Origin of the sequence: Limnohabitans sp. Hippo3, assembly GCF_003063665.1 — a bacterium.
GTDB lineage: Bacteria > Pseudomonadota > Gammaproteobacteria > Burkholderiales > Burkholderiaceae_C > Limnohabitans_A.
This window is the reverse complement of record NZ_NESF01000011.1, coordinates 93,993-114,625: the sequence shown is the minus strand read 5'-3', so window position 1 is coordinate 114,625 and position 20,633 is coordinate 93,993. Positions and strand designations below refer to the sequence as shown.

The 20,633-nt window shown below is 61.7% G+C and carries 22 protein-coding genes and 2 tRNA genes; 12 read left to right on the top strand and 12 right to left on the bottom strand.

The window, feature by feature from the left end:
• On the top strand, window positions 1-582 hold a 582-nt coding region (locus B9Z34_RS12105; RefSeq protein ID WP_233249582.1), incomplete at its 5' end, for a hypothetical protein.
• A 268-nt stretch (window positions 583-850) separates the two neighbouring features.
• Here B9Z34_RS12105 and B9Z34_RS12100 read toward each other — a convergent pair.
• Entirely contained in the window at window positions 851-1,888 is a 1,038-nt protein-coding gene (locus B9Z34_RS12100; protein ID WP_108428368.1) for a P1 family peptidase, read from the bottom strand.
• Window positions 1,889-1,931: 43 nt separating this feature from the next.
• Between B9Z34_RS12100 and B9Z34_RS12095 the strand changes: the two genes are divergently transcribed.
• From B9Z34_RS12095 to greB, 7 genes are all read left to right on the top strand, one after another.
• Window positions 1,932-2,897, top strand: coding sequence for an ABC transporter permease (locus B9Z34_RS12095; protein WP_108428367.1), 966 nt, complete (start codon window positions 1,932-1,934; stop codon window positions 2,895-2,897).
• Window positions 2,887-3,732, top strand: coding sequence for an ABC transporter permease (locus tag B9Z34_RS12090; RefSeq protein ID WP_108428366.1), 846 nt, complete (start codon window positions 2,887-2,889; stop codon window positions 3,730-3,732). Before B9Z34_RS12095 ends, B9Z34_RS12090 begins: the two co-directional genes overlap by 11 nt.
• Window positions 3,733-3,734: 2 nt before the next feature.
• Window positions 3,735-4,739 (top strand): ABC transporter ATP-binding protein, encoded by a 1,005-nt coding sequence (locus tag B9Z34_RS12085; RefSeq protein ID WP_108428379.1) that lies wholly within the window; start codon window positions 3,735-3,737, stop codon window positions 4,737-4,739.
• Window positions 4,736-5,575 carry an ATP-binding cassette domain-containing protein gene (locus B9Z34_RS12080; protein ID WP_108428365.1) on the top strand — a complete coding sequence of 280 codons (840 nt, stop codon included), beginning with the start codon at window positions 4,736-4,738 and terminating at the stop codon, window positions 5,573-5,575. Before B9Z34_RS12085 ends, B9Z34_RS12080 begins: the two co-directional genes overlap by 4 nt.
• The gene (locus B9Z34_RS12075; RefSeq protein ID WP_199220120.1) at window positions 5,572-7,089 is read left to right on the top strand and encodes an ABC transporter substrate-binding protein; all 1,518 of its coding nucleotides are present in this window, start codon (window positions 5,572-5,574) and stop codon (window positions 7,087-7,089) included. Before B9Z34_RS12080 ends, B9Z34_RS12075 begins: the two co-directional genes overlap by 4 nt.
• Window positions 7,090-7,144: 55 nt before the next feature.
• Window positions 7,145-7,221, top strand: a tRNA-Arg gene (locus B9Z34_RS12070).
• 64 nt (window positions 7,222-7,285) lie between these two features.
• Window positions 7,286-7,858 carry a transcription elongation factor GreB gene (greB, locus tag B9Z34_RS12065; protein WP_108428364.1) on the top strand — a complete coding sequence of 191 codons (573 nt, stop codon included), beginning with the start codon at window positions 7,286-7,288 and terminating at the stop codon, window positions 7,856-7,858.
• Between the two features lie 5 nt (window positions 7,859-7,863).
• Here greB and B9Z34_RS12060 read toward each other — a convergent pair whose 3' ends face one another.
• From B9Z34_RS12060 to B9Z34_RS12045, 4 genes are all read right to left on the bottom strand, one after another.
• Window positions 7,864-10,122: a bifunctional (p)ppGpp synthetase/guanosine-3',5'-bis(diphosphate) 3'-pyrophosphohydrolase gene (locus B9Z34_RS12060; protein ID WP_233249581.1), complete on the bottom strand. Its 2,259-nt coding sequence runs from the start codon at window positions 10,120-10,122 to the stop codon at window positions 7,864-7,866.
• A 115-nt stretch (window positions 10,123-10,237) separates the two neighbouring features.
• Window positions 10,238-10,438 (bottom strand): DNA-directed RNA polymerase subunit omega, encoded by a 201-nt coding sequence (gene rpoZ / locus B9Z34_RS12055; RefSeq protein ID WP_108322400.1) that lies wholly within the window; start codon window positions 10,436-10,438, stop codon window positions 10,238-10,240.
• A gap of 30 nt (window positions 10,439-10,468) precedes the next feature.
• Window positions 10,469-11,089 carry a guanylate kinase gene (gene gmk / locus B9Z34_RS12050; RefSeq protein WP_108428363.1) on the bottom strand — a complete coding sequence of 207 codons (621 nt, stop codon included), beginning with the start codon at window positions 11,087-11,089 and terminating at the stop codon, window positions 10,469-10,471.
• A gap of 11 nt (window positions 11,090-11,100) precedes the next feature.
• Window positions 11,101-12,003, bottom strand: coding sequence for a YicC/YloC family endoribonuclease (locus tag B9Z34_RS12045; RefSeq protein ID WP_108428362.1), 903 nt, complete (start codon window positions 12,001-12,003; stop codon window positions 11,101-11,103).
• 176 nt (window positions 12,004-12,179) lie between these two features.
• On the opposite strand from B9Z34_RS12045, the gene rph reads away from it, so the two are divergent.
• Genes rph through hemW form a run of 3 tightly spaced genes read left to right on the top strand, consistent with a single transcriptional unit; the run spans window position 12,180 to window position 14,779 of the window.
• The gene (gene rph, locus B9Z34_RS12040) at window positions 12,180-12,938 is read left to right on the top strand and encodes a ribonuclease PH (RefSeq protein ID WP_108428361.1); all 759 of its coding nucleotides are present in this window, start codon (window positions 12,180-12,182) and stop codon (window positions 12,936-12,938) included.
• Window positions 12,939-12,956: 18 nt separating this feature from the next.
• Window positions 12,957-13,571 carry an RdgB/HAM1 family non-canonical purine NTP pyrophosphatase gene (gene rdgB / locus B9Z34_RS12035; protein WP_108428360.1) on the top strand — a complete coding sequence of 205 codons (615 nt, stop codon included), beginning with the start codon at window positions 12,957-12,959 and terminating at the stop codon, window positions 13,569-13,571.
• The gene (hemW, locus tag B9Z34_RS12030; protein ID WP_108428359.1) at window positions 13,568-14,779 is read left to right on the top strand and encodes a radical SAM family heme chaperone HemW; all 1,212 of its coding nucleotides are present in this window, start codon (window positions 13,568-13,570) and stop codon (window positions 14,777-14,779) included. The genes rdgB and hemW overlap by 4 nt, the downstream gene beginning before the upstream one ends.
• 24 nt (window positions 14,780-14,803) lie before the next feature.
• Here the strand turns inward: hemW and B9Z34_RS12025 are convergent, their stop codons facing one another.
• Both B9Z34_RS12025 and B9Z34_RS12020 read right to left on the bottom strand, forming a co-directional pair.
• Complete coding sequence (locus B9Z34_RS12025; RefSeq protein ID WP_233249579.1) at window positions 14,804-15,361, bottom strand: hypothetical protein; 558 nt, start codon at window positions 15,359-15,361, stop codon at window positions 14,804-14,806.
• The gene (locus tag B9Z34_RS12020; RefSeq protein WP_108428358.1) at window positions 15,358-15,726 is read right to left on the bottom strand and encodes a hypothetical protein; all 369 of its coding nucleotides are present in this window, start codon (window positions 15,724-15,726) and stop codon (window positions 15,358-15,360) included. Before B9Z34_RS12020 ends, B9Z34_RS12025 begins: the two co-directional genes overlap by 4 nt.
• Window positions 15,727-15,809: 83 nt before the next feature.
• On the opposite strand from B9Z34_RS12020, the gene B9Z34_RS12015 reads away from it, so the two are divergent.
• On the top strand, window positions 15,810-16,775 hold the full coding sequence (locus B9Z34_RS12015) for a Gfo/Idh/MocA family protein (protein WP_108428357.1): 966 nt from the start codon (window positions 15,810-15,812) through the stop codon (window positions 16,773-16,775).
• A gap of 53 nt (window positions 16,776-16,828) precedes the next feature.
• On the opposite strand, the gene B9Z34_RS12010 is transcribed toward B9Z34_RS12015, so the two are convergent.
• From B9Z34_RS12010 to ureC, 5 genes are all read right to left on the bottom strand, one after another.
• Window positions 16,829-16,916 (bottom strand) — tRNA-Ser (locus B9Z34_RS12010).
• Between the two features lie 31 nt (window positions 16,917-16,947).
• Window positions 16,948-17,619, bottom strand: a complete 672-nt coding sequence (gene ureG, locus B9Z34_RS12005) for an urease accessory protein UreG (protein WP_108428356.1) — start codon at window positions 17,617-17,619, stop codon at window positions 16,948-16,950.
• Entirely contained in the window at window positions 17,616-18,305 is a 690-nt protein-coding gene (locus B9Z34_RS12000; protein ID WP_108428355.1) for an urease accessory protein UreF, read from the bottom strand. The genes ureG and B9Z34_RS12000 overlap by 4 nt, the downstream gene beginning before the upstream one ends.
• Window positions 18,295-18,915 (bottom strand): urease accessory protein UreE, encoded by a 621-nt coding sequence (ureE, locus tag B9Z34_RS11995; protein ID WP_108428354.1) that lies wholly within the window; start codon window positions 18,913-18,915, stop codon window positions 18,295-18,297. The genes B9Z34_RS12000 and ureE overlap by 11 nt, the downstream gene beginning before the upstream one ends.
• The gene (ureC, locus tag B9Z34_RS11990) at window positions 18,915-20,633 is read right to left on the bottom strand and encodes an urease subunit alpha (RefSeq protein WP_108428353.1); all 1,719 of its coding nucleotides are present in this window, start codon (window positions 20,631-20,633) and stop codon (window positions 18,915-18,917) included. The genes ureE and ureC overlap by 1 nt, the downstream gene beginning before the upstream one ends.

Below are 20,633 nucleotides of genomic sequence, written 5' to 3'. Positions count from 1 at the left end.
TCGCCTCGGTGTTCGAGCACCATGCGGACAGCGCGTTCGCGCACCTCGGGTGAAAAACGGTTTGATTTCTTGCTCATGGCTCCATCTTCTCAAAGTGTGGAGCCTCCTCAAAATCCGGGGCGATTCAACTACGGTAAAGGGGAGAGCCACTACGTGTTTGAAGCCATCAAGGCAGACTGCATCAAGCAGATCGTGATGGATGTTGTCATGCATGACGAGGCAGCCTATCGGGACAGCGTGGTCAGCGCCTACAAGTGGCGAGTTCAAAGACGTCAGCGGGAGATTGAACGCCGCGAGGAAGAACTCCAACGTGCTGCCGAGAAGAAGCGCAAGGCTTTGGAAGACCTATTACGAAGCCGGATAGAGATGATGAGTACGGCGGTTGCGAGCATGAACTATTCGGATCAAATCAGAAATCTCATTGCAGCCATGCAAGTCAAGTCTGAATCTGCCAAGCAACCGATCAAAGATCTAGAACGTTGGGTGAGATGGGCGTCGCATCATGCCAACACGATTGACCCTAGACATATGAGTGCTCAGGGCTTTGAGGCATGGATTGGCAAGTTCAAATTGAAGCACTGACCTCTGAAAAGTTGCGCTCTTGCTTACACAGTTGCGCGAAAGATTTATCCAAAAATATTCAATAAAAACATAGGGTTACGTGCGTCTTCGCTTCCACGGAATTTTCCACGAAGTTGATCAGGCCGCTGCAACCTGCCATGTCTACTGGGGTCCTAGCGGCTGGGTCTACTCATAATCCTTTGGTCGCGGGTTCAAGTCCCTCACGCCCTACCATTCACACCAACAACCAGGCCCGCTCAAAACCCAGCGGGCTTTTTTGTTTCTGGGCTCAATTGGCCCAGTCCAGGGCCGCAGGCACATTGCCCCATTGGGTGGTGATGCTTCGCGCCTGACGAATGGCATCCACTGTGGCCAGTGCCGTGGCCTCGACCGCCATCACGGTGAGCAGCATCAAATCCACCGGGCCTGCTTCGGTGCCGGTGGCCATGGCAAACAGGGTATCGCCGTCCAGGGTGGTGTGGGCCGGGCGGATGCTGCGGGCCAGGCCGTCGTGGGCGCTCATGGCCAGGCGCTTGGCCTGGGCTTTGGTGAGGGTGGCGTTGGTGGCGACCACGCCGATGGTGGTGTTGGTGCCGGGCAGGGGGCGGCTGCCGCGTTCACCCGCCAGCAAGGCGCGTTGGGTGTCCAGCAAGTTGTGTCCATCGGCCGTGCGGGCACCCGCCAGCACCTGGCCTGTGGCCGGGTCGATCACATCGCCCACCGCGTTGCAGGCCACCAAGGCGCCGACCACCCAGGGCCCCACGCGCACGCTGGCGTTGCCGATGCCGCCTTTCATGCAACGATCAAGGCCAAACAATTTGCCCACACAGGCCCCCGCGCCCGCGCCCACATTGCCTGCGGCGGGTGTGGCTGTGGATGTGGACGCCGCTTGGCAGGCGGCATAGCCTGCTTCTGCGCCGGGTCGGGCCTTGGGGTCGTCACCCGGGCGCACCACGGGCAAATCGAACAACACGGCCGCAGGCACGATGGGCACGCGGCCGTAGCCGGTTTCAAAGCCGATGCCCTGCTCATCGAGCCAACGCACCACGCCCGTGGCGGCGTCCAGCCCGAAAGCGCTGCCGCCGCTGAGCACCACGGCATGCACTTTGTCGACCAGGTTGGCCGGGTCCAGCAAATCGGTCTCGCGGGTGCCCGGGGCGGCGCCGCGCACATCCACCGCGCCCACCGCGCCTTGGGGAGCCAGCACCACCGAGCAGCCGGTCAGGCGCTCGCTCAGTGTGAAGTGACCGACCTGCAGGCCGGGGACATCCACGATGGAGCCCACAAGGGCGTCTTGGGCGCTGTTTACAATCGTTTGCGATGCCATCTCAACTCTTTTCATCGTTGCTCACAGACCCCAAGGATAGCGCGTGCCCCTGTTCTTTTTGAGACGGCTGCTGAGCTTTGTGCTGACCCTGCTGGCCACTTCGGTGGTGGTGTTTGCGGTGCTGGAGTTGCTGCCGGGCAATGCCGCGCAGGTGATCTTGGGCGAAACGGCCACGCCCGAGTCGATTGCGGCGATGGAAGACAAGCTGGGCCTGAACCAGCCCGCGGTCACCCGTTACCTGAGCTGGATGGGCGGCATGCTGCAGGGCCAGACAGGCCTGAGCATTTCTTACGACACCCCCACCGCCCAGTTGATGGCCGAGCGCATGCAGGTGACGCTGCCACTGGCTGTGATGGCCATGGGCCTGACCGTGGCGCTGGCGTTGGCGCTGGGCATTTACGCCGCCTCGCAGCAAAACAAGGCGGGTGATGTGGGCGTGATGACGCTCAGCCAGCTGGGCCTGGCCTTGCCCAATTTCTGGCTGGCCATTCTTTTGATTTTGCTGTTTGCGGTGCACCTGGAGTGGGTGAGCGCGGGCGGTTTTCCGGGGTGGTTCGAAGACGATGGTGGCGGGGTGATGGAGGGCATCAAGGCCTTGCTCTTGCCCGCCATGGCGCTGGCGGCGGTGCAAACGGCGATTCTGACGCGGGTGACCCGCTCGGCCGTGCTCGACACCTTGCGCGAGGATTTTGTGCGCACCGCCCGGGCCAAGGGTCTGTCACGCCGTCAAGTGCTGTGGGGCCATGTGCTGCGCAACGCCATGATCCCGGTACTCACGGTGATGGGCTTGCAGTTTGGCAACCTGATCACCAGCGCCATCGTGATTGAAAACGTGTTTGTGCTGCCGGGCATTGGGCGGCTGATTTTTCAGGCCATTGCCAACCGCGACCTGATCGTGGTGCGCGACGTGGTCATGTTGTTGGCGGCCTTGGTCATCCTCATCAACTTCTGCATTGACGTGCTGTATGCGTGGATCGATCCGCGATTGAAGGCGGGCCATGCGGGATAACAACACATTTTGGCGACGTGCCTTGCGCCACCCGAGTTTTGTAGCAGGCGGGGCCATGGTGCTGCTGATGGTGCTGTGCGCGGTGCTGTCCTTGTTTTGGTCGCCTTACCCGGTGGGGGACATCGACATCCCCAACAAATTGGCCTCGCCCAGCGCGGCGCATTGGCTGGGCACCGACAGCCTGGGGCGCGACATCGGTTCTTTGCTCCTGGTGGGCAGTCAAAATTCCTTGCTGGTGGGCTTTATTGCGGTGGGCATTGGCTTGGGTGTGGGCGTGCCTTTGGGTTTGCTGGCCTCGGCGCGGCGCGGCGTGGTGGAGGAGCTCATCATGCGGGCCTCGGACTTCACCTTCGCCTTTCCGGCTTTGTTGTCGGCCATCATGCTGACCGCGATCTATGGGCCAGGCCTGGTGGTGAGCATCGTGGCCATTGGCATTTTCAACATTCCGGTGTTTGCCCGCATTTCGCGCGGCGCGGCCAATGCGGTCTGGGCGCGGGACTACACGGCCGCTGCCCGCGCCGCAGGCCAGGGCCCGCTGGCCATCACACTCACGCATGTGCTGCCCAACATCGCCAGCGTGCTGATCGTGCAGGCCACCATCCAGTTCGCCATCGCCATCCTGGCCGAGGCGGCTTTGTCGTATCTGGGTCTGGGCACGCAGCCGCCGCAGCCCAGCTGGGGCCGCATGCTCAACGAGGCGCAGTCGCAGATGTTCCAGGCCCCCATGCTGGCGGTGTACCCGGGCGCGGCGATTGCGCTGGCTGTGCTGGGTCTGAATTTGCTGGGCGATGGTTTGCGCGATGTGCTCGACCCCCGGTTGGCGCGGCAAAGGTGAACATGAGCGATTTATCAAGCGCCAAGCCTTTGCTGCAAGTCGATGATTTGCGGGTGAGCCTGTCCACGGCCCGGGGCTGGGCGCAGGCCCTGCGTGGCGTGTCCTGGCGCATGGAGCGGGGCCAGACGGTAGGCCTGATTGGCGAGAGTGGCAGTGGCAAATCGCTCACCGCATTGGCCCTGATGGGCTTGTTGCCCGAACGCGCCCGTGTGAGCGGTTCCATCGTGTTCAAGGAGCAGGAGTTGGTGGGCCTGCCCGAGCCGCAGATGTGCCAGCTGCGCGGTGCCCGCATGGCCATGATCTTCCAGGAGCCGATGACGGCGCTCAACCCCTTGCATCCGATCTGGAAGCAGATCGCCGAGCCCTTGCGCCTGCACCAGCACATGAGCGCCAGCGACGCGAAAGCCCGCGCCCTGCAACTGCTCGAACGCGTGCAGTTGCCTCGGGCGCGTGAGCGGCTCGACGCCTATCCGCACGAGCTGTCGGGCGGGCAACGCCAGCGCGTGATGATCTCGATCGCGCTGGCCTGCAGTCCCGACCTGTTGATTGCCGACGAGCCCACCACCGCGCTGGATGTGACGGTGCAAAAAGAGGTGTTGCGGCTCATTCAGCAACTGGTGCGCGAAGACGGCATGGGCCTGCTTTTGATCAGCCACGACCTGGGTCTGATGCAGGACCAGGTGGAGCGCGTGATGGTGATGTACGGCGGCGCGGTGGTCGAGAGCGCGGCCACGCCCGAGCTGTTTGCGCACCGCGCGCACCCCTACACGCGGGGCCTGTTTGCGGCGCGGCCGCGTCTGGGCTTGGCACGCGGCACGCGCCTCATCACCATCCCCGGCAGCGTGCCCGAGCTGATGGATTTTCCGGCAGGTTGTGCGTTTGCCGACCGGTGCAGCTTGGCGGTTGAGGATTGCCGCCAGACACCGCCGCAGGCTGAAAGCATCGACCGCGAAACGACTGGTGATGAGCCCCATGTGGTCAGTTGCCCGCGCTGGAGGCTGTCATGAACGCGATGTCCATATCAGCGCCTCTGCTGCAGGTGAAGCACTTGGGACGGCGCTTTGCCTTGCCCCGCACGAGTTTGTTTCAACCCGCAGGCGCTTTGCAGGCTTTGTCCGACGTGAGCTTCACGCTGCAGCCGGGCAAAAGCTTGGGGGTGGTGGGCGAATCGGGTTCGGGCAAGTCCACGCTGGCGCGCTTGGTCATGGCCCTGGACACGCCCACCGAAGGGCAGGTGGTGTTCAAAGGGGTGGACGTGCACCAGACCCATGGCCCAGCCTTGCGCCAATTGCGCAGTGGTTTTCAGATGGTGTTTCAGGACCCGTATGGCTCGCTGGACCCGCGCCAAAAAGTGCTGGCCATCGTGACCGAGCCGATCAAGACCTTGGTCGAACCTGCGGATGGCCGAACGGAGCTGCGCGATCGTGCTGCCCAGGCTTTGAGCGAGGTAGGCCTCAGAAGCGCAGACCTCGACAAATACCCGCACGAATTCTCGGGCGGTCAACGCCAGCGCATTGCCATTGCCCGCGCCCTGATCACGCGCCCTGCATTGATCGTGGCCGATGAGCCGGTCAGTGCGCTCGATGTGTCGGTGCAGGCCCAGGTGCTGAACCTGATGATGGACCTGCAAGACCGCTACGGCCTGAGTTATCTGTTCGTCAGCCACGACCTGGCGGTGGTGAATTTGATGTGCGACGATGTGCTGGTCTTGCAGTTGGGTCGTGTGGTGGAACAAGGCCCCGTCGAACAGATTTTTAAGCAGGCCGAGCACCCTTACACTCGCAAGTTATTGGCCGCCATTCCGGGCCAGCCCCCTTCATTTTTGACGCAGGAGACCCCATGAAAAACGTCTTTTCTTTGACCCGCCGCACCCTCGCTTTGAGCTCGGTCGCCGTGTTGGTCGCCACTGGGGTGGCAGCCCCTTTACAGGCGCAAGCGCAGTCGCGCAAGGACACCGTCACGCTGGGCATGATCCTGGAGCCCACCAGCCTCGACCCGACCATGGCCCCGGCGGCCGCCATCGGCGAGGTGGTGCACTACAACATCCTCGAGGGCCTGACCAAAATCAATGTGGATGGCAGCATCAGCCCCTTGCTGGCCGAGAGCTGGAAAATGGATGCCGACGGCAAGGCCTACACCTTCAAGCTGCGCCGGGGCGTGAAGTTTTCTGATGGTGCGCCATTCGACTCTGCCGCTGTCAAGTTCAGCTTCGAGCGGGCCAAAGACGCCAAGAGCACCAACAAAGCCAAAGGCGCGGTGTTCAACAACATCAGCCACATCTCGACCCCCGACGCACACACCGTGGTGCTGGTGCTGAGCAACCCGGACGGCAACTTCCTGTTCCGCATGGGTGAGAACACCGCCGTGATCTTGCACCCGGACAGCGCCGCCAACGCCGCCACCAAGCCCGTGGGCACAGGCCCCTACAAACTCGACAGCTGGGCCAAAGGCTCTGCGGTGACTTTGTCCAAATGGGATGGCTTTCGCGATGCCGCTTCTGTCAAAGTGAAGAAAGTCACTTTCCGTTTCATCAACGATTCGGCTGCCCAGGTGGCCGCCTTGCTGGCGGGCGACATCGACGGCATGCCGCGTTTCCAGTCGCCGCAAAGCTTGGCACAGTTTCAGAAAGACAAACGCTTTGTGGTTGAAATGGGCAGCACGGCCGGCAAAGGCATCATGACCATCAACAACCGCAAAAAGCCGTTTGACGATGTGCGCGTGCGCCGCGCCTTGTCGCACGCGGTCGACAAGAAAGCCTTTATCGATGGCGTGTTTGAAGGGCTGGCCAAACCCATCGGCAGCCACATGGCGCCCACCGATGCGGGCTATGTGGAGTTGAGCAACACCTACGCTTACGACCCCGAAAAAGCCAAGGCCCTGCTCAAGGAAGCCGGGGTGCAAACCCCGCTGAACGTGACCCTGACCTTGCCCCCGCCGCCTTACGCCCGCAAGGGGGGTGAGATCCTGGCTGCGCAGTTGGCCAAAGTGGGCATCGTGGCCAAAATTGAAAACGTCGAATGGGCGCAGTGGCTGGGCGGCACCTTCAAGGGCAACTTTGACCTGACGGTGATCAACCACGTTGAACCACTGGACTACATGGCTTATGCCAACCCGCAGTACTACTGGGGTTACGACAGCAAGGCTTTCCGCGACTTGGCGGCCAAACACGCGGCCACCATGGCGGCCAAAGAGCGCACGCAGCTGTTTGGCGACATGCAGCGCATGATCGCCAAGGATGCGGTCAACGTGTTCCTGTTCAACGCCACCAACACCGCGGTGTACCGCAAAGGCCTCAAAGGTCTGTGGTCGAGCTCGCCGATTTTTGCCAACGACATGTCGGCCGTGTCCTGGCAATAAATTGAGGGGCCGCCCAAAACTGCCCTGAAAAGCTTGCTATAATTTGATCTATGATGCGGCTGTAGCTCAGCTGGATAGAGTACTTGGCTACGAACCAAGGGGTCGTGGGTTCGATTCCTGCCAGCCGCACCAAAAATTAGAAAGCCCACAACGCGAGTTGTGGGCTTTTTCTATTTTTGCCCTTGAACATCAGGACATGAGCAAAGCCTTCACCAAAGAGACCGACGGCGACGATGACGACGAGCTGGGTTTGCCGGCTTTGCCTTCAGGTGCACGCAACTACATGACGCCAGGCGGCTACGCCCGACTGCGCGCCGAGCTCTTCAGTTTGATCGATGACGAGCGGCCCAAGGTGGTCGAGATCGTGCATTGGGCCGCGAGCAACGGGGACCGCTCAGAAAACGGCGATTACCTCTACGGCAAAAAGCGTTTGCGCGAGATCGACCGCCGCATCCGTTTCCTGACCAAGCGGCTGGAAATCGCCGAAGTGGTGGACCCGGCCGTGCACCATGGCAGCGATCAGGTGTTCTTTGGGGCCACGGTCACCTACGCCGAGGCCTCAGGCGTCGAGCGCACGGTCACCATTTTGGGCATCGACGAAGCCGACAGCTTGCAAGGCCAGGTCAGTTGGGTCTCGCCGATCGCACGCACCTTACTCAAATCACGCGAGGGCGATGAACTCAAGTTGGTCACGCCTGCAGGCGTGCTGGACATCGAGGTGTTGCAGGTCCGCTATCCGGCCCCTGTTGGATCTGGGCTGGCAGGCTAGGCTTTTCAGGCGGGGGCGTTGCCTTTGTGGGTCTGGCGCTCAGCCCGGACCACCGAGAGGGTGCGCTTGAGGTGACGCAGCACTTGCTCAAGATGCGCCACATCCCGTACCGCAATGACAAATTTCAACTCGGCCATGTCTTGCGGTGAATCGCTGCCCATGTCCACGTGAACGATGTCGGTCTCGGCGACGGCCAGTGCACCCGCCACACGGGCCAGCACACCCTTGCCGTTGACCACGCTGACGTTGATGGCAGTCTCGAAGCTGCGGCTCAGTTCGTCCGACCACTCCACACCAATGAAGCGCTCGCTGTCCTTATGTTCCAGCTTACGCGCGGTGGCGCAGTCGCGGGTGTGCACAGCCAGGCCTTCACCACGGCCCAGGTAGCCCACGATGTCGTCACCGGGCAGTGGGCGGCAGCAGCGGGAATAGACCACCGACGCGTTTTCGCTGCCGTCCAGGGTGATGGCCCCTTGCGAGATGGATTCGTGCGCCGTGAATCGTTCCCGCGTCATCAGCAGGGCATCGGGTTTTTGGCCCCGCTCGGACAGCAAAGCGGTCAGACGTTTGGCCACAATGCTGGCGATGCGTTTGCCCAGACCAATGTCCATCAACAAATCTGCGCGGTTGCGGTTACCCGTGAAGCGCAGCAATTTGTCCCAAATGATCTGGTCGTTCTCCTCGTCAGAAGGGAGCTTGTCGATGCCTTCGGCACGCAAGGCTTGGGACAGCAGTTTTTCGCCCAGCTCGACCGATTCGGTTTGCGCCATGGTCTTGAGGTGGTGGCGGATCTTGGAGCGGGCGCGCCCGGTGCGCACAAAGCCCAGCCAGGCTGGGTTGGGGGACGACACGGGCGCGGTGATAACTTCGACCACATCACCGTTTTTGAGCTCGGTGCGCAGGGGTACCTGGTCGCCGTTGATGCGAGCGGCCATGGCGTGGTCGCCCACCCGGCTGTGGATGGCATAAGCAAAGTCCACCACCGTGGCGCCGCGTGGCAAAGCCATGATCTGGCTCTTGGGGGTGAACACATAGACGGCATCCGGGAACAGGTCGACTTTGACGTGGTCCCAGAACTCGGCCGCGTCGCGTGTTTCGGTCTGGATGTCCAAAAGCGATTGCAGCCACTGTGTGCCCAGGCGCTCCGATTGGGCGCTGGCCGATTCGTGTTCTTTGTAAAGCCAGTGCGCTGCCACGCCCGATTCGGCCACCAGGTGCATGGCCTCGGTGCGCATCTGAAACTCGACGTTCACGCCCGATGGCCCCACCAAGGTGGTGTGCAGCGACTGGTAGCCATTGACCTTGGCAATGGCGATGTGGTCCTTGAACTTGCCGGGCACAGGCTTGTAGATCTGGTGCAACCAGCCCAGGGCCGTGTAACAGTCAATCACCGAAGGCACGATGACCCGGAAGCCGTAAATGTCGGTCACCTGGGCAAAGCTCAGGTGCTTTTCATCCATCTTCTTGTAAATGGAGTAGAGGGTTTTTTCGCGGCCACTGATGCGCACATCCATCTTGGCCTGTGCAAAAACGGCTTCGACATCGGCCTGCACCTTTTGAATCAAATCGCGGCGGCGGTTGCGTGCGCGCGAGACCGCCTTGGTCAAAACCGCATAACGCCAGGGCAGCAGGTGCTTGAAGGCCAGGTCTTGCAGTTCGCGGTAGATCTGGTTCAGGCCCAGGCGGTGCGCAATCGGGGCATAAATTTCGAGGGTTTCCGAGGCGATGCGGCCCCACTTGCTGCGCGGCATGTCGCCCATGGTGCGCATGTTGTGGGTGCGGTCGGCCAGCTTGATGAGGATGACCCGCACATCGCGGGCCATGGCCAGCAGCATCTTGCGAAACGACTCGGCCTGGTTTTCTTCGCGGGTGTTGAACTCCAGCTTGTCCAACTTGGTCAGGCCGTCCACCAATTCGGCCACCTGGGAGCCGAAGCGCTCGATCAACTCGATCTTGGTGACGCCGCAGTCTTCCATCGCATCGTGCAACAGGGCTGCTGCCAATGCCTGGGCGTCCAGCTTCCATTCGGTGCACAAGCCGGCCACCGCGATCGGGTGGGTGATGTAGGGCTCGCCACTTTTGCGCATCTGGCCCAAATGGGCTTCGTCGGCAAATTTGTAGGCTTTGCGCACCATGTCGGTTTCGGCTTCGCTCAGGTAACCGAGTTGGGCCTCCAGCACCGCAAAGCTGGCCGCTGCCGCGTTGGCCGCAGCAGGAGGCACGGCCTTGTGGCGGCTGTGACCTGCTGGGGTGGACGGGGGCATGGCAGTGCTCATGACGTCAATGTAACGCAAGCGTTGGCGGGTGTTTCTGGCGGGCACAAAAAAGCCCCATGACTGGGGCTTGATGGGATCCGGCCACGGCCGGATGGGGCGTGCTTCAGGCCACGCGCTTGAGCATTTCGATGCCGACCTTGCCAGCAGCGATTTCGCGCAAGGCGGTCACGCCGGGCTTGTTTTTGCTTTCGATGCGGGGCGTGTGGCCTTGGCTCAGCATGCGGGCGCGGTAAGTGGCGGCCAAAACCAGCTGAAAGCGGTTGGGGATCTGTTCCAGGCAATCTTCAACAGTGATGCGGGCCATGTGTGTTCCTTGAAAATGTCTGTACGGGGTTTAAGCCATCTTGAGGGCTTGAAAGGTGTCAGGCCGGGCACGGCGCTGGACGTGGTATTTGAGCCGCTGGGCGTGAACAACCGCTTTGAGGTCAAACAGGGCACGATCAAATACTTCGTTGATTATAACGAAGTCGAATTCTTTGGCTTGTGCCATCTCCACCGCCGCATTCTGCAGGCGCAGCTCGATGATCTCGGGCGCATCCTCGCCCCGGCGCTCCAGGCGCGAGCGCAACTCTTCCCAGCTGGGCGGCAGGATGAAGATCAGCACCGCGTTGGCGTACATCTTCTTGATCTGCAGGGCACCCTGGTAGTCGATTTCCAGCACCACATCGGCCCCTTGGGCCATGCGGTCTTCGATCATCTTTTTGGAGGTGCCGTAGCGCTGGCCGTGCACATGGGCCCACTCGACAAAGGCGTCGGCCAGCACCATGGCATCGAACTCCTGCGCCGAGGCGAAAAAGTATTCGCGGCCGTGCTTCTCCTGGCCTCGGGGGGCGCGGGTGGTGTGCGACACAGTGGGCTGCACGCGCGAATCCAGCTCCATCAAGGCCTTGACCAGACTGGATTTGCCAGCCCCGCTGGGGGCGGCCACGACAAACAGGTTTCCTGGGTAATCCATGTTCAGGCTCTTTATTCGATGTTTTGGACTTGTTCGCGCATTTGCTCAATCAGCACCTTCATGTCCACCGAGATGCGGGTCATCTCCAGCACGGCCGATTTGGAGCCCAGGGTGTTGGCCTCGCGGTGCAGCTCCTGGATCAAAAAGTCCAGGCGCTTGCCGATGTCGCCGCCCTTGTCCAGCAAGCGGCTGATTTCGTCCAGGTGCGAGCGCAGGCGGGTCAGCTCTTCGGCGACATCGATGCGGATGGCAAACGCGGTCGCCTCGGTGAGGGCCCGGTCTTGCGCAGATTCGGGCAGGTGGCTGCCGTCGGCCAGGGCCATGGCGTCTTTCCAGCGCTCCAAAAAGCGCTGGCGCTGTTGTTCCACCAACTGTGGCACCAGCGGCACGGCCAGATCGGCCAAGCTGCGCAGCTGGGCAATGTGGCCTTGCAGCATCTCGGTCAGGCGGGCGCCTTCGCGGGCGCGGGCTTCGCGCAGGGCGTCCACGGCTTGGACGGCCAGTTGCATCCAGGCGGCTTCGTCGGGTGCGGCCTGGCCAGAGCTGCCTGCGGTCATGCGCAACACGTCGGCCACGCTCAAAGCGCGGGCATCGGGCAGCCAATCCTGGATCTTGCCTTGCAAGGCGGCGATTTTTTGCAGGGCCTGGTGGTTGGGGGCTTGCAAGGCCGCGCCGTCACCGGCATCCTGGCTGGCCCGCACCTCGACTTTGCCGCGTTTGATTTGCCGGGTGATCAGCTCGCGCAGGCCGGGTTCGAGCTGGCGCAGTTCTTCGGGCAGGCGAAAAGACAGGTCCAGAAAACGGCTGTTGACCGAGCGGATTTCCAGGCCCATCCGGGCTGTCGGGGCCAAGGGGGCAGGGGTGTCACCGCCTGCACCCAGCGGGCTGTGCTGCACGCTGGCGTACCCGGTCATACTGTAAACTGGCATCGATCAAGTTCCTTGTGACAGCGCCAAGCCAGACTGGCCGCGATGCGCTGCAAATGCCCAGCCTGACAGCTGAACATGAAACGAGGCATTATCTCAAACTCTTGGGCCCGCCCCGCCTGCGCATGGCCGGGCTCAGCAGACAACCCCCTTTCAGTGCCAACATGAACACCACCGTCTCTTACGTCCGAACCGGTCGCGCCAGCGACGCTTTGCGCGCTGTGCGCATCACCCGCGGTTACACCGTGCACGCAGAAGGCTCGGTGCTCATTGAGTTTGGCCAGACCCGCGTGCTGTGCACCGCCTCGGTCGAAGAAAAGGTGCCGGGCCACAAAAAAGGCAGCGGCGAAGGCTGGGTGACCGCCGAATACGGCATGCTGCCCCGCGCCACCCACACCCGGGGTGACCGCGAAGCCGCACGCGGCAAGCAAAGCGGTCGCACGCAAGAAATTCAGCGCCTGATTGGCCGCTCGTTGCGGGCCGTGTTTGACCTGAAAAAACTGGGTGAGCGCACCATTCACCTCGACTGTGATGTGCTGCAGGCCGATGGCGGCACGCGCACCGCCAGCATCACGGGCGCTTTTGTGGCGGCGCAAGACGCGGTCAACTGGCTCATGGCCACGGGCAAATTGACCGAGTCGCCCATCATCGACCGTGTGGCTGCCATCTCGGTGGGCCTGAAAAACGGCACCGCCTTGCTGGACCTGGATTACCCCGAAGACTCGGCCTGTGACACCGACATGAACGTGGTCATGACCGGCGCGGGCCATTTTGTGGAAGTGCAGGGCACGGCCGAAGGTGTGGCCTTCACCCGCGTCGAGATGGACCGTATGCTGGCTCTGGCTGAAAAAGGCATTGCACAACTCGTGCTGCTGCAAAAGCAGGCGCACGATGAGCCCAAGACCCTGACTTTCAGCGCCTGAAGCGCGGTGGGTGGCTTCATGAAAATTGTTCTGGCTTCCAACAACGCGGGCAAACTGGCCGAGCTGCAAACCCTGTTGGCGCCGCTGGGCATGACGCTGGTGCGCCAGTCCGAGCTGAACATCCCCGAAGCGGCAGAGCCCTTCAAGACCTTCGTTGAAAACGCTTTGGCCAAAGCCCGCCATGCCGCGCAGCTGAGCGGCTTGCCCGCCCTGGCCGATGACGCGGGTTTGTGTGTGGATGCTTTTGGGGGGCAGCCGGGTGTGGACACGGCGTATTACGCCACCCGCTTTGGCTACCCCAAAGGCGATGACACCAATGTCACCGCGCTGCTGGCGCAAATGCAGGGTGTCACCAACCGCCGCGCCGCCATGGTCAGCACCTTGGTGGCCGTGCGCAGTGCCGACGACCCGGAGCCCCTGATTGCCGTCGGCCGGGTGGTGGTGCAGATCGCGCCTGAGCGCCGGGGCAGCAATGGATTTGGCTTCGATCCGGTGTTGTTCTTGCCGGAATTTGGCAAGACCTTTGCCGAGCTGCCCACCGAAGTTAAAAACGCCAACAGCCACCGGGGTCGCGCCGCGCAAGCCATGCTGGCGCTGATGCGTGAGCGTTGGCTGGATGGTTCCGCTGCATGAGTCCACACCTTGACCCGGTGCATGCCATGCGGCCCGGCGTGTTGCAGCTGAACGCTTTGCCGCCACTGTCGCTGTATGTGCATCTGCCTTGGTGCACCAAGAAGTGCCCGTATTGCGACTTCAATTCGCACGAATTCCGGGCCGGGGCCGACGCGCCGTCCACACAAGACGCCTACATCGACGCCTTGTTCGCCGACCTGGAAGCGAGCCTGCCCCTGATTTGGGGTCGCAGCATCCAGACCGTGTTTTTGGGCGGTGGCACACCCAGCCTGTTTTCGCCCGAAGCGATAGACCGTTTGGTGGGTGGCATCCGTGCCCGTGTGCGTTTGGCACCAGACGCCGAGATCACCATGGAGGCCAACCCCGGCACCTTCGAGAAAGACCGCTTCAAGGCTTTCCGCCAGGCGGGCATCACCCGCTTGTCGATCGGCGTGCAGAGTTTTGACAATGCGCACCTCAAGGCCCTGGGCCGGGTGCACGACCGCGAGCAGGCCCTGGCCGCCGTGACCGAAGCGGCCCAGGTGTTTGACACCTTCAACCTGGACCTGATGTACGCCTTACCGGGCCAGACGTTGCAAGGCCTGACGCAAGACATCCAGACTGCATTGGCCTTTGCGCCGCCGCACATCTCGATCTACCACCTGACGATCGAGCCCAACACGGTGTTCGCCAAGTTCCCGCCCGCTTTGCCCGAAGACGATCTGGCCTACGAAATGATGGACCGCATCACCGAGCTGACTGCGTTGGCTGGCTTGGCGCGGTACGAAGTGTCGGCCTATGCCAAGCCCGGCCATCAGTGCGCCCACAACCTGAACTACTGGCAGTTTGGGGACTATCTGGGCATTGGCGCCGGGGCGCACAGCAAGCTCAGTTTTGCGCACCGAGTGCTTCGGCAAGTGCGTTACCGTGAACCTGCGCTCTACATGCAGCAGGCCATGAAAGGCGAGCCCGTCACCCAAAGCACCGAGGTGTCACGCCAGGACTTGCCCTTTGAGTTCATGCTCAACGCCTTGCGTTTGCGCGGTGGTTTTGATCTGGCCGATTACGTAGACCGCACGGGCCTGGCCATGACCAGCATCCAGCAGGGTTTGCAAGAGGCGGAAAAACAAGGGCTGATTGGCCGAGACCTGCACCGGGTCTGGCCGACCGACAGGGGCTTTGATTTTTTGAGCGATTTGCAGGCGCTGTTTTTGGCCGAGGGCGATTGAGGCCAGCAATTGGCCCGGTGTGCGTCAGGTTTTGATGCGCAGTCGGTCCAGGGCGAACTTGAAGCTGTAGAGCATCAGCAAGGCGCCTGTCACGTTGCCAAAAAACATGGGCCAAACATCCACCCACACGTTGATGTTGGGTCGATCCATCAAGAGCCAGACCAGTTGGTGGGCCACAGCGCTGGCGGCCGAAGAAATCAGCGTCAAATTCAGCAATTGCAAGGGGTCCAGTTTTTGCAGTTGTTCGCTGAGCCAGTGGTGTTTGTGCAGGTATTTCATCACCACCCAAGGGGTCAATCCGCCGGCCACCCCGTTCAGCAAGCCCAGCAAGGGATTGGAGCCATCAATCACCTCCCAATCGATGAACCAGCTGCCCAGCATCAGGCCCAGCGCACCGGGCAAGCCCAGCACCAACACCAGAATCACCCGGAAACCCGCGGGCAAGAACACCCAGTTCACCCCCTTGCTGTGCTCCAGGGTGTGGAAAATCCAGTCATTGAATTTGAAGAAGCCCACAAACAAAACAGCACTGATCAGAGTCAGTGCTGTTTTTTGTAAGGTTCTTTGGATCAAAGGGCTCATGCAGGCAAATCTTGGTGTGCCACTTGCATGGACTGCCCCAGATGACTGAAGTAATCCAAGGTCCGCTGTGTCGGAATCAAGAACTTGGCGCGGCGATCGCCTTCCAGGTTCAAGGTGCTCAGCATGTCTTTTTCACGCAGCCGGGTGATGCGTTTGTGCAGCGTGGCAGGAGATCCCAAATCAGCCAAGGCGATGGCCTCGCGCACCGTCATCGGCTGGTTTTCGTACCAGCGCAAAACCACGGCTTGCAACAAGGCTTTCTCGTTGGCGTCCATCTCCATGCCGTCTGGCAGGGCCTGGATGACTCTGGCCAACTGCAAAAAGCGCAGGTAGGCAGATACAAAAGGACTGTTGGTTTTTTCCATAAATTTGATTTTATCGAATTTTTGTAAAACCCAAAACCGACCTGGCCGCAGAATCGTTAAGCTTGTTACAAAAGGAGAAACGCATGACACATCGATTGGCCATCATCGGCTTGGGCATCATGGGCCGCCGAATGCTCGAAAACGCCTTGCAGCACCGGGCTTTTGAAGTTTGCGGGGTCTGGGATCCGTCGCCTCTTTCGGTGGCCAAAACCATCGAAATGGCGCCGAACGTCCCTGTCGCGCAAAGCGCAGAGGCGGCCATGGCCGGGGCCGATGCGGTCTATCTGGCCTGTCCGCCCGGACCCCGCAAAACCTACGCCTTGCAGGCGGTTGCCGCCGGGCAGGGCGTTTTCATGGAAAAACCCTTGGGCACCGACAACGCGCAAAGCCGCGATCTGGTCGACCAACTGCGCCGAGCGCGTTTGCCAGGCGTGGTCAATTTCACCCAGGCCGCCTCGCGGGGCTTTGAGGAGCTCAACCGCGCCATCGCTGCAGGTGAAACGGGTGAGCTGCTCGGCATCGACATTGTGGTGAACTACCCGGCGTGGCCCCGCGCCTGGCAAAAAGACGCCGATTGGCTGCGCCTGCGCCATGAAGGCGGCTACACCCGCGAAGTGATCTCGCATTTTCTGTTTTTGGCCGGGCGTTTTCTCGGGCCACTGACCTTGCAGCAGGCCTTGCCGCGCTATCCGCAAGACCCCGATCTGTGTGAGCTGGACATGTTGGCCCGTTTGACCACCGCAGACGGCAAGCCCGTCACGGTCATGGCCACCACCGGGGGGCGGCAACCGGATCGGCAGGAAGTCACCGTGCGCGGCAGCCGCATGAACCACCAATTCAGGGAGTTTTATCAACTCTGGCGCTCGGACGGTGGCCCATGGGTCGAAGCGTTGGACTGGTCCACCGAAGACCCGCGCACCAGTGCATTGCAGCGTCAGTTGAGCGAGGCGGACTTGTGGTTGCGTGGCCAGCCGCACAAACTCGCCACTGCGCAAGAGGCTTTGGCTGTGCAGGAGTTGGTGGAGGCCATGCTGGTGGGCAAGGTCTGAAGGGCTTGCCCCATGCAAAACGCCCCTGAAGAGGGGCGTTTTGCCTTGTGTCTTGGCGGAAGCGGTGAGATTCGAACTCACGGACCCTTTCGAGTCGCCGGTTTTCAAGACCGGTGCAATCGACCACTCTGCCACGCTTCCTTGGGGTGAATTGTAGCGACTTAAAAGGTCTTCAAGCTTGGCCCAGCATGCCGCGCTTTTCGATGAAGGCCACCACCTCGGCCAGTCCGTCCAGGGTTTTCAGGTTGGTCATGACCCAGGGGCGGGTTTCGGAGTTGGGGCGCATGCGCTGGGTGTCATCGCGCATCACTTGCAGGTCGGCCCCCACATGCGGGGCCAGGTCGGTTTTGTTGATCACGAACAAATCGCTTTTGGTGATGCCTGGGCCGCCTTTGCGAGGGATCTTTTCGCCCGCAGCCACATCGATCACGTAGATCGTGAGGTCACTCAGCTCGGGGCTGAAGGTGGCGGCCAGGTTGTCGCCGCCGCTTTCGATGAAGACCACGTCGGCGTTCGGAAATTTTTCGAGCATGCGGTCAATCGCTTCGAGGTTGATCGACGCGTCTTCGCGGATGGCGGTGTGCGGGCAGCCGCCGGTTTCTACGCCCATGATGCGCTCCGCAGGCAGGGCGCCGCTGACGGTGAGCAGGCGCTGGTCTTCCTTGGTGTAGATGTCGTTGGTGATGGCGATCAGGTCCCAGCGTTCACGCATGTTTTTGCACAGCATCTCGAGCAGTGTGGTTTTGCCGGAGCCGACCGGCCCGCCAATGCCCACGCGCAGGGGCGGCAGTTTTTTGGTGCGCTTGGGGATGTGGTGGAGTGCAGAAGAGGATGTGCTGTTCATGATCGGAAGATGCGTGAATATTGGGTTTCGTGGCGGGCGGACAGGATGACCAGCATGGGGTTGAAGGCCTGGCGGTCTTCATCGTTCAATTGCATAGCGGTTTGCACCGCCAACGGAATTTCTCGGGCCAGTCGGGCCAACATGCGTTGGCCTGCGCTTTGGCCCAGCGGCACGGCCTTGAGGGCGGCTTGGGTCATGTTTTCGGCCCAGCCAAAAGCACAGGCTTGCAAAGCTTGGTCTGGTGAAGCCTGGGCCAGTGACAAAGCCAGCGCCATGGCCAGCGGGTAGGTGGGTGGCAGTTGGGCGCAGCAGCTCAGTTGTGCTTCGCTGGCTTGCTGCAGGTTGCGCAGCCAGTCGAGCAATGATCTGCCCATCTGTTCGGTTTGCAGGCGCATCTCGGCGGTTTCGCGGGTGGCCATGACCCAGTTGTTCAAGGTTTGCAAGCGGGCCGTGTCGTGCTGCTGCCAAGCGGGGATGGCTTGTGCTAGCACCGCCATGTCGCCGCGCGACTGCGTCAGGTGCAGCTGGTCCACCACCCAGTCGGTGGCGCTGACTTCGTCGTGCACCAGGCCTTGTTCGATGGCGGCCTCCAGGCCTTCGGAGTACGAAAAGCCGCCGATCGGCAAAGCAGGTGATGCGAGCCAGATCAGTTGCAACAAACCCGAAGGCGCGGTGTCAGTGCTCATGCTTGCAGCCTGGGCCGTGTACATGGGGCTGCGCAAGGGCCGAACGGATGGGGATGGCGATGCGCTTGGCTGCGACCGGGGCTTGATCGTGGCTGTGGTCATGCCCATGCCCATGCCCATGCCCATGCCCATGCCCATCGTGAGAATGCCCACCGTGGTCACCATAAGCACCGCTTTCGGGCTCAAAGGGCTCCGAAACGGCCACCACTGTCATGTGCATGGCCCGCAGCATGTCGGCCAGCACATGGTCGGGTTCGATCTTGAGGTGGTCTGGTTGCAACTCGATGGGCACATGGCGGTTGCCCAGGTGGTAGGCGGCGCGGGTCAGGTCGAATGGGGAGCCGTGTTCGCTGCAAGCGGTGATGCGCAACACGGTTTGCGGTGCAGCTTCCACGCGAATGAGCGAGCCGTCTTCGGCCACCAGCACATCGCCGCCGCGCACGACGGTGCCACGGGGCAAGAAGATGCCCAGCTGGCGGCCTGCGCTGTCCGTGGCATCAAAGCGGCTTTTTTGGCGGGTATCCCAATCCAGCGTGATGGTGTTGGCGCGTTGGACCAGAACGCGGGCCAGGCCACGGCCTTGCGGCATGAGTTTGGAGCAAATGATCATCAGAACAAAAAGTAGCGTTGCGTCATGGGCAGACTGGTCGCGGGCTCGCACACCAACAGCTGTCCGTCGGCGCGCACCGCGTAGGTCTGGGCATCGACTTCCATGCGGGGCGCGTAGTCATTGTGAATCATGTCTTTCTTGCCCACCTGGCGGATGTTCTTCACAGCCGACAGGTTTTTTTGCAGACCATAACGTGCACCGATGCCCGCTTGCCAACCCGCTTGCGAGACAAAGGTCAGCGAGTTGCGCGTGAGCGCACCGCCAAAGCTGCCAAACATGGGACGGTAGTGCACCGGCTGTGGTGTGGGGATGGACGCGTTCGGGTCTCCCATGGCCGCCAGCGCGATGAACCCGCCTTTCATGATGAGGGCCGGTTTCACACCAAAGAAGGCGGGCTTCCAGATCACCAGATCGGCCCATTTGCCCACCTCGATGCTGCCGACTTCGTGGCTGATGCCGTGTGCAATGGCGGGGTTGATCGTGTATTTGGCGATGTAGCGCTTGACGCGGGCGTTGTCGTGGCGGTCGGTGTCGCCGGGCAGGCTGCCGCGCTGCTGCTTCATCTTGTGCGCAGTTTGCCAGGTGCGGATGATGACTTCGCCCACCCGGCCCATGGCTTGGCTGTCGCTGCTCATCATGCTGATGGCACCCAGGTCGTGCAGGATGTCCTCGGCCGCAATCGTCTCCTTGCGGATGCGGCTCTCGGCAAAGGCCAGGTCCTCGGCAATCGCCGGGTCCAGGTGGTGGCAGACCATGAGCATGTCCACATGCTCGTCGAGCGTGTTGGTGGTGTAGGGGCGTGTCGGGTTGGTGGACGACGGCAGCACATTGGCTTCGCCGACCACCTTCAAAATGTCCGGCGCATGCCCGCCGCCTGCGCCTTCGGTGTGGAAGGTGTGGATGGTGCGGCCCTTGAAGGCCGCCACGGTGTCTTCCACAAAGCCCGACTCGTTGAGCGTGTCGGTGTGGATGGCCACTTGCGTGTCGGTTTCTTCGGCCACGCTCAGGCAGTTGTCGATGGCCGCAGGCGTGGTGCCCCAGTCTTCGTGCAACTTCATGCCAATCGCGCCTGCATTGATCTGCTCGTGCAAAGCTGCAGGCAAGCTGGCGTTGCCCTTGCCCAAAAAACCCAGGTTCATCGGGAAGGCGTCGGCCGTTTGCAGCATGCGTTCAATGTTGAAGGGGCCTGGTGTGCAGGTGGTGGCAAAGGTGCCGGTGGCCGGGCCGGTGCCGCCACCCAGCATGGTGGTCACGCCGCTGGCCAGTGCCTCGTCGATCTGTTGGGGCGCGATGAAGTGGATGTGTGAGTCAATGCCGCCTGCGGTGACGATCAGGCCTTCGCAGCTGATGATCTCGGTGCCCGGGCCCATCACGATGTCCACACCCGGTTGCGTGTCGGGGTTGCCCGCTTTGCCAATGGCGGCGATGCGGTTGCCGCGCAGGCCGATGTCGGCTTTGACGATGCCCCAGTGGTCGATGATGAGGGCGTTGGTCAGCACGCAGTCCATTGCGCCTTCGCTGTTCATGCGCTGCGATTGCGACATGCCGTCGCGGATCGTCTTGCCGCCACCGAACTTGACCTCTTCGCCGTAGCCCCCGGCTTGCAGCGTGAAGTCTTTTTCAACTTCGACGATCAGGGCGGTGTCGGCCAAGCGAACCCGATCGCCCACGGTGGGGCCAAACATTTCAGCGTATGCACGTTTGTCGATGTGGGCCAT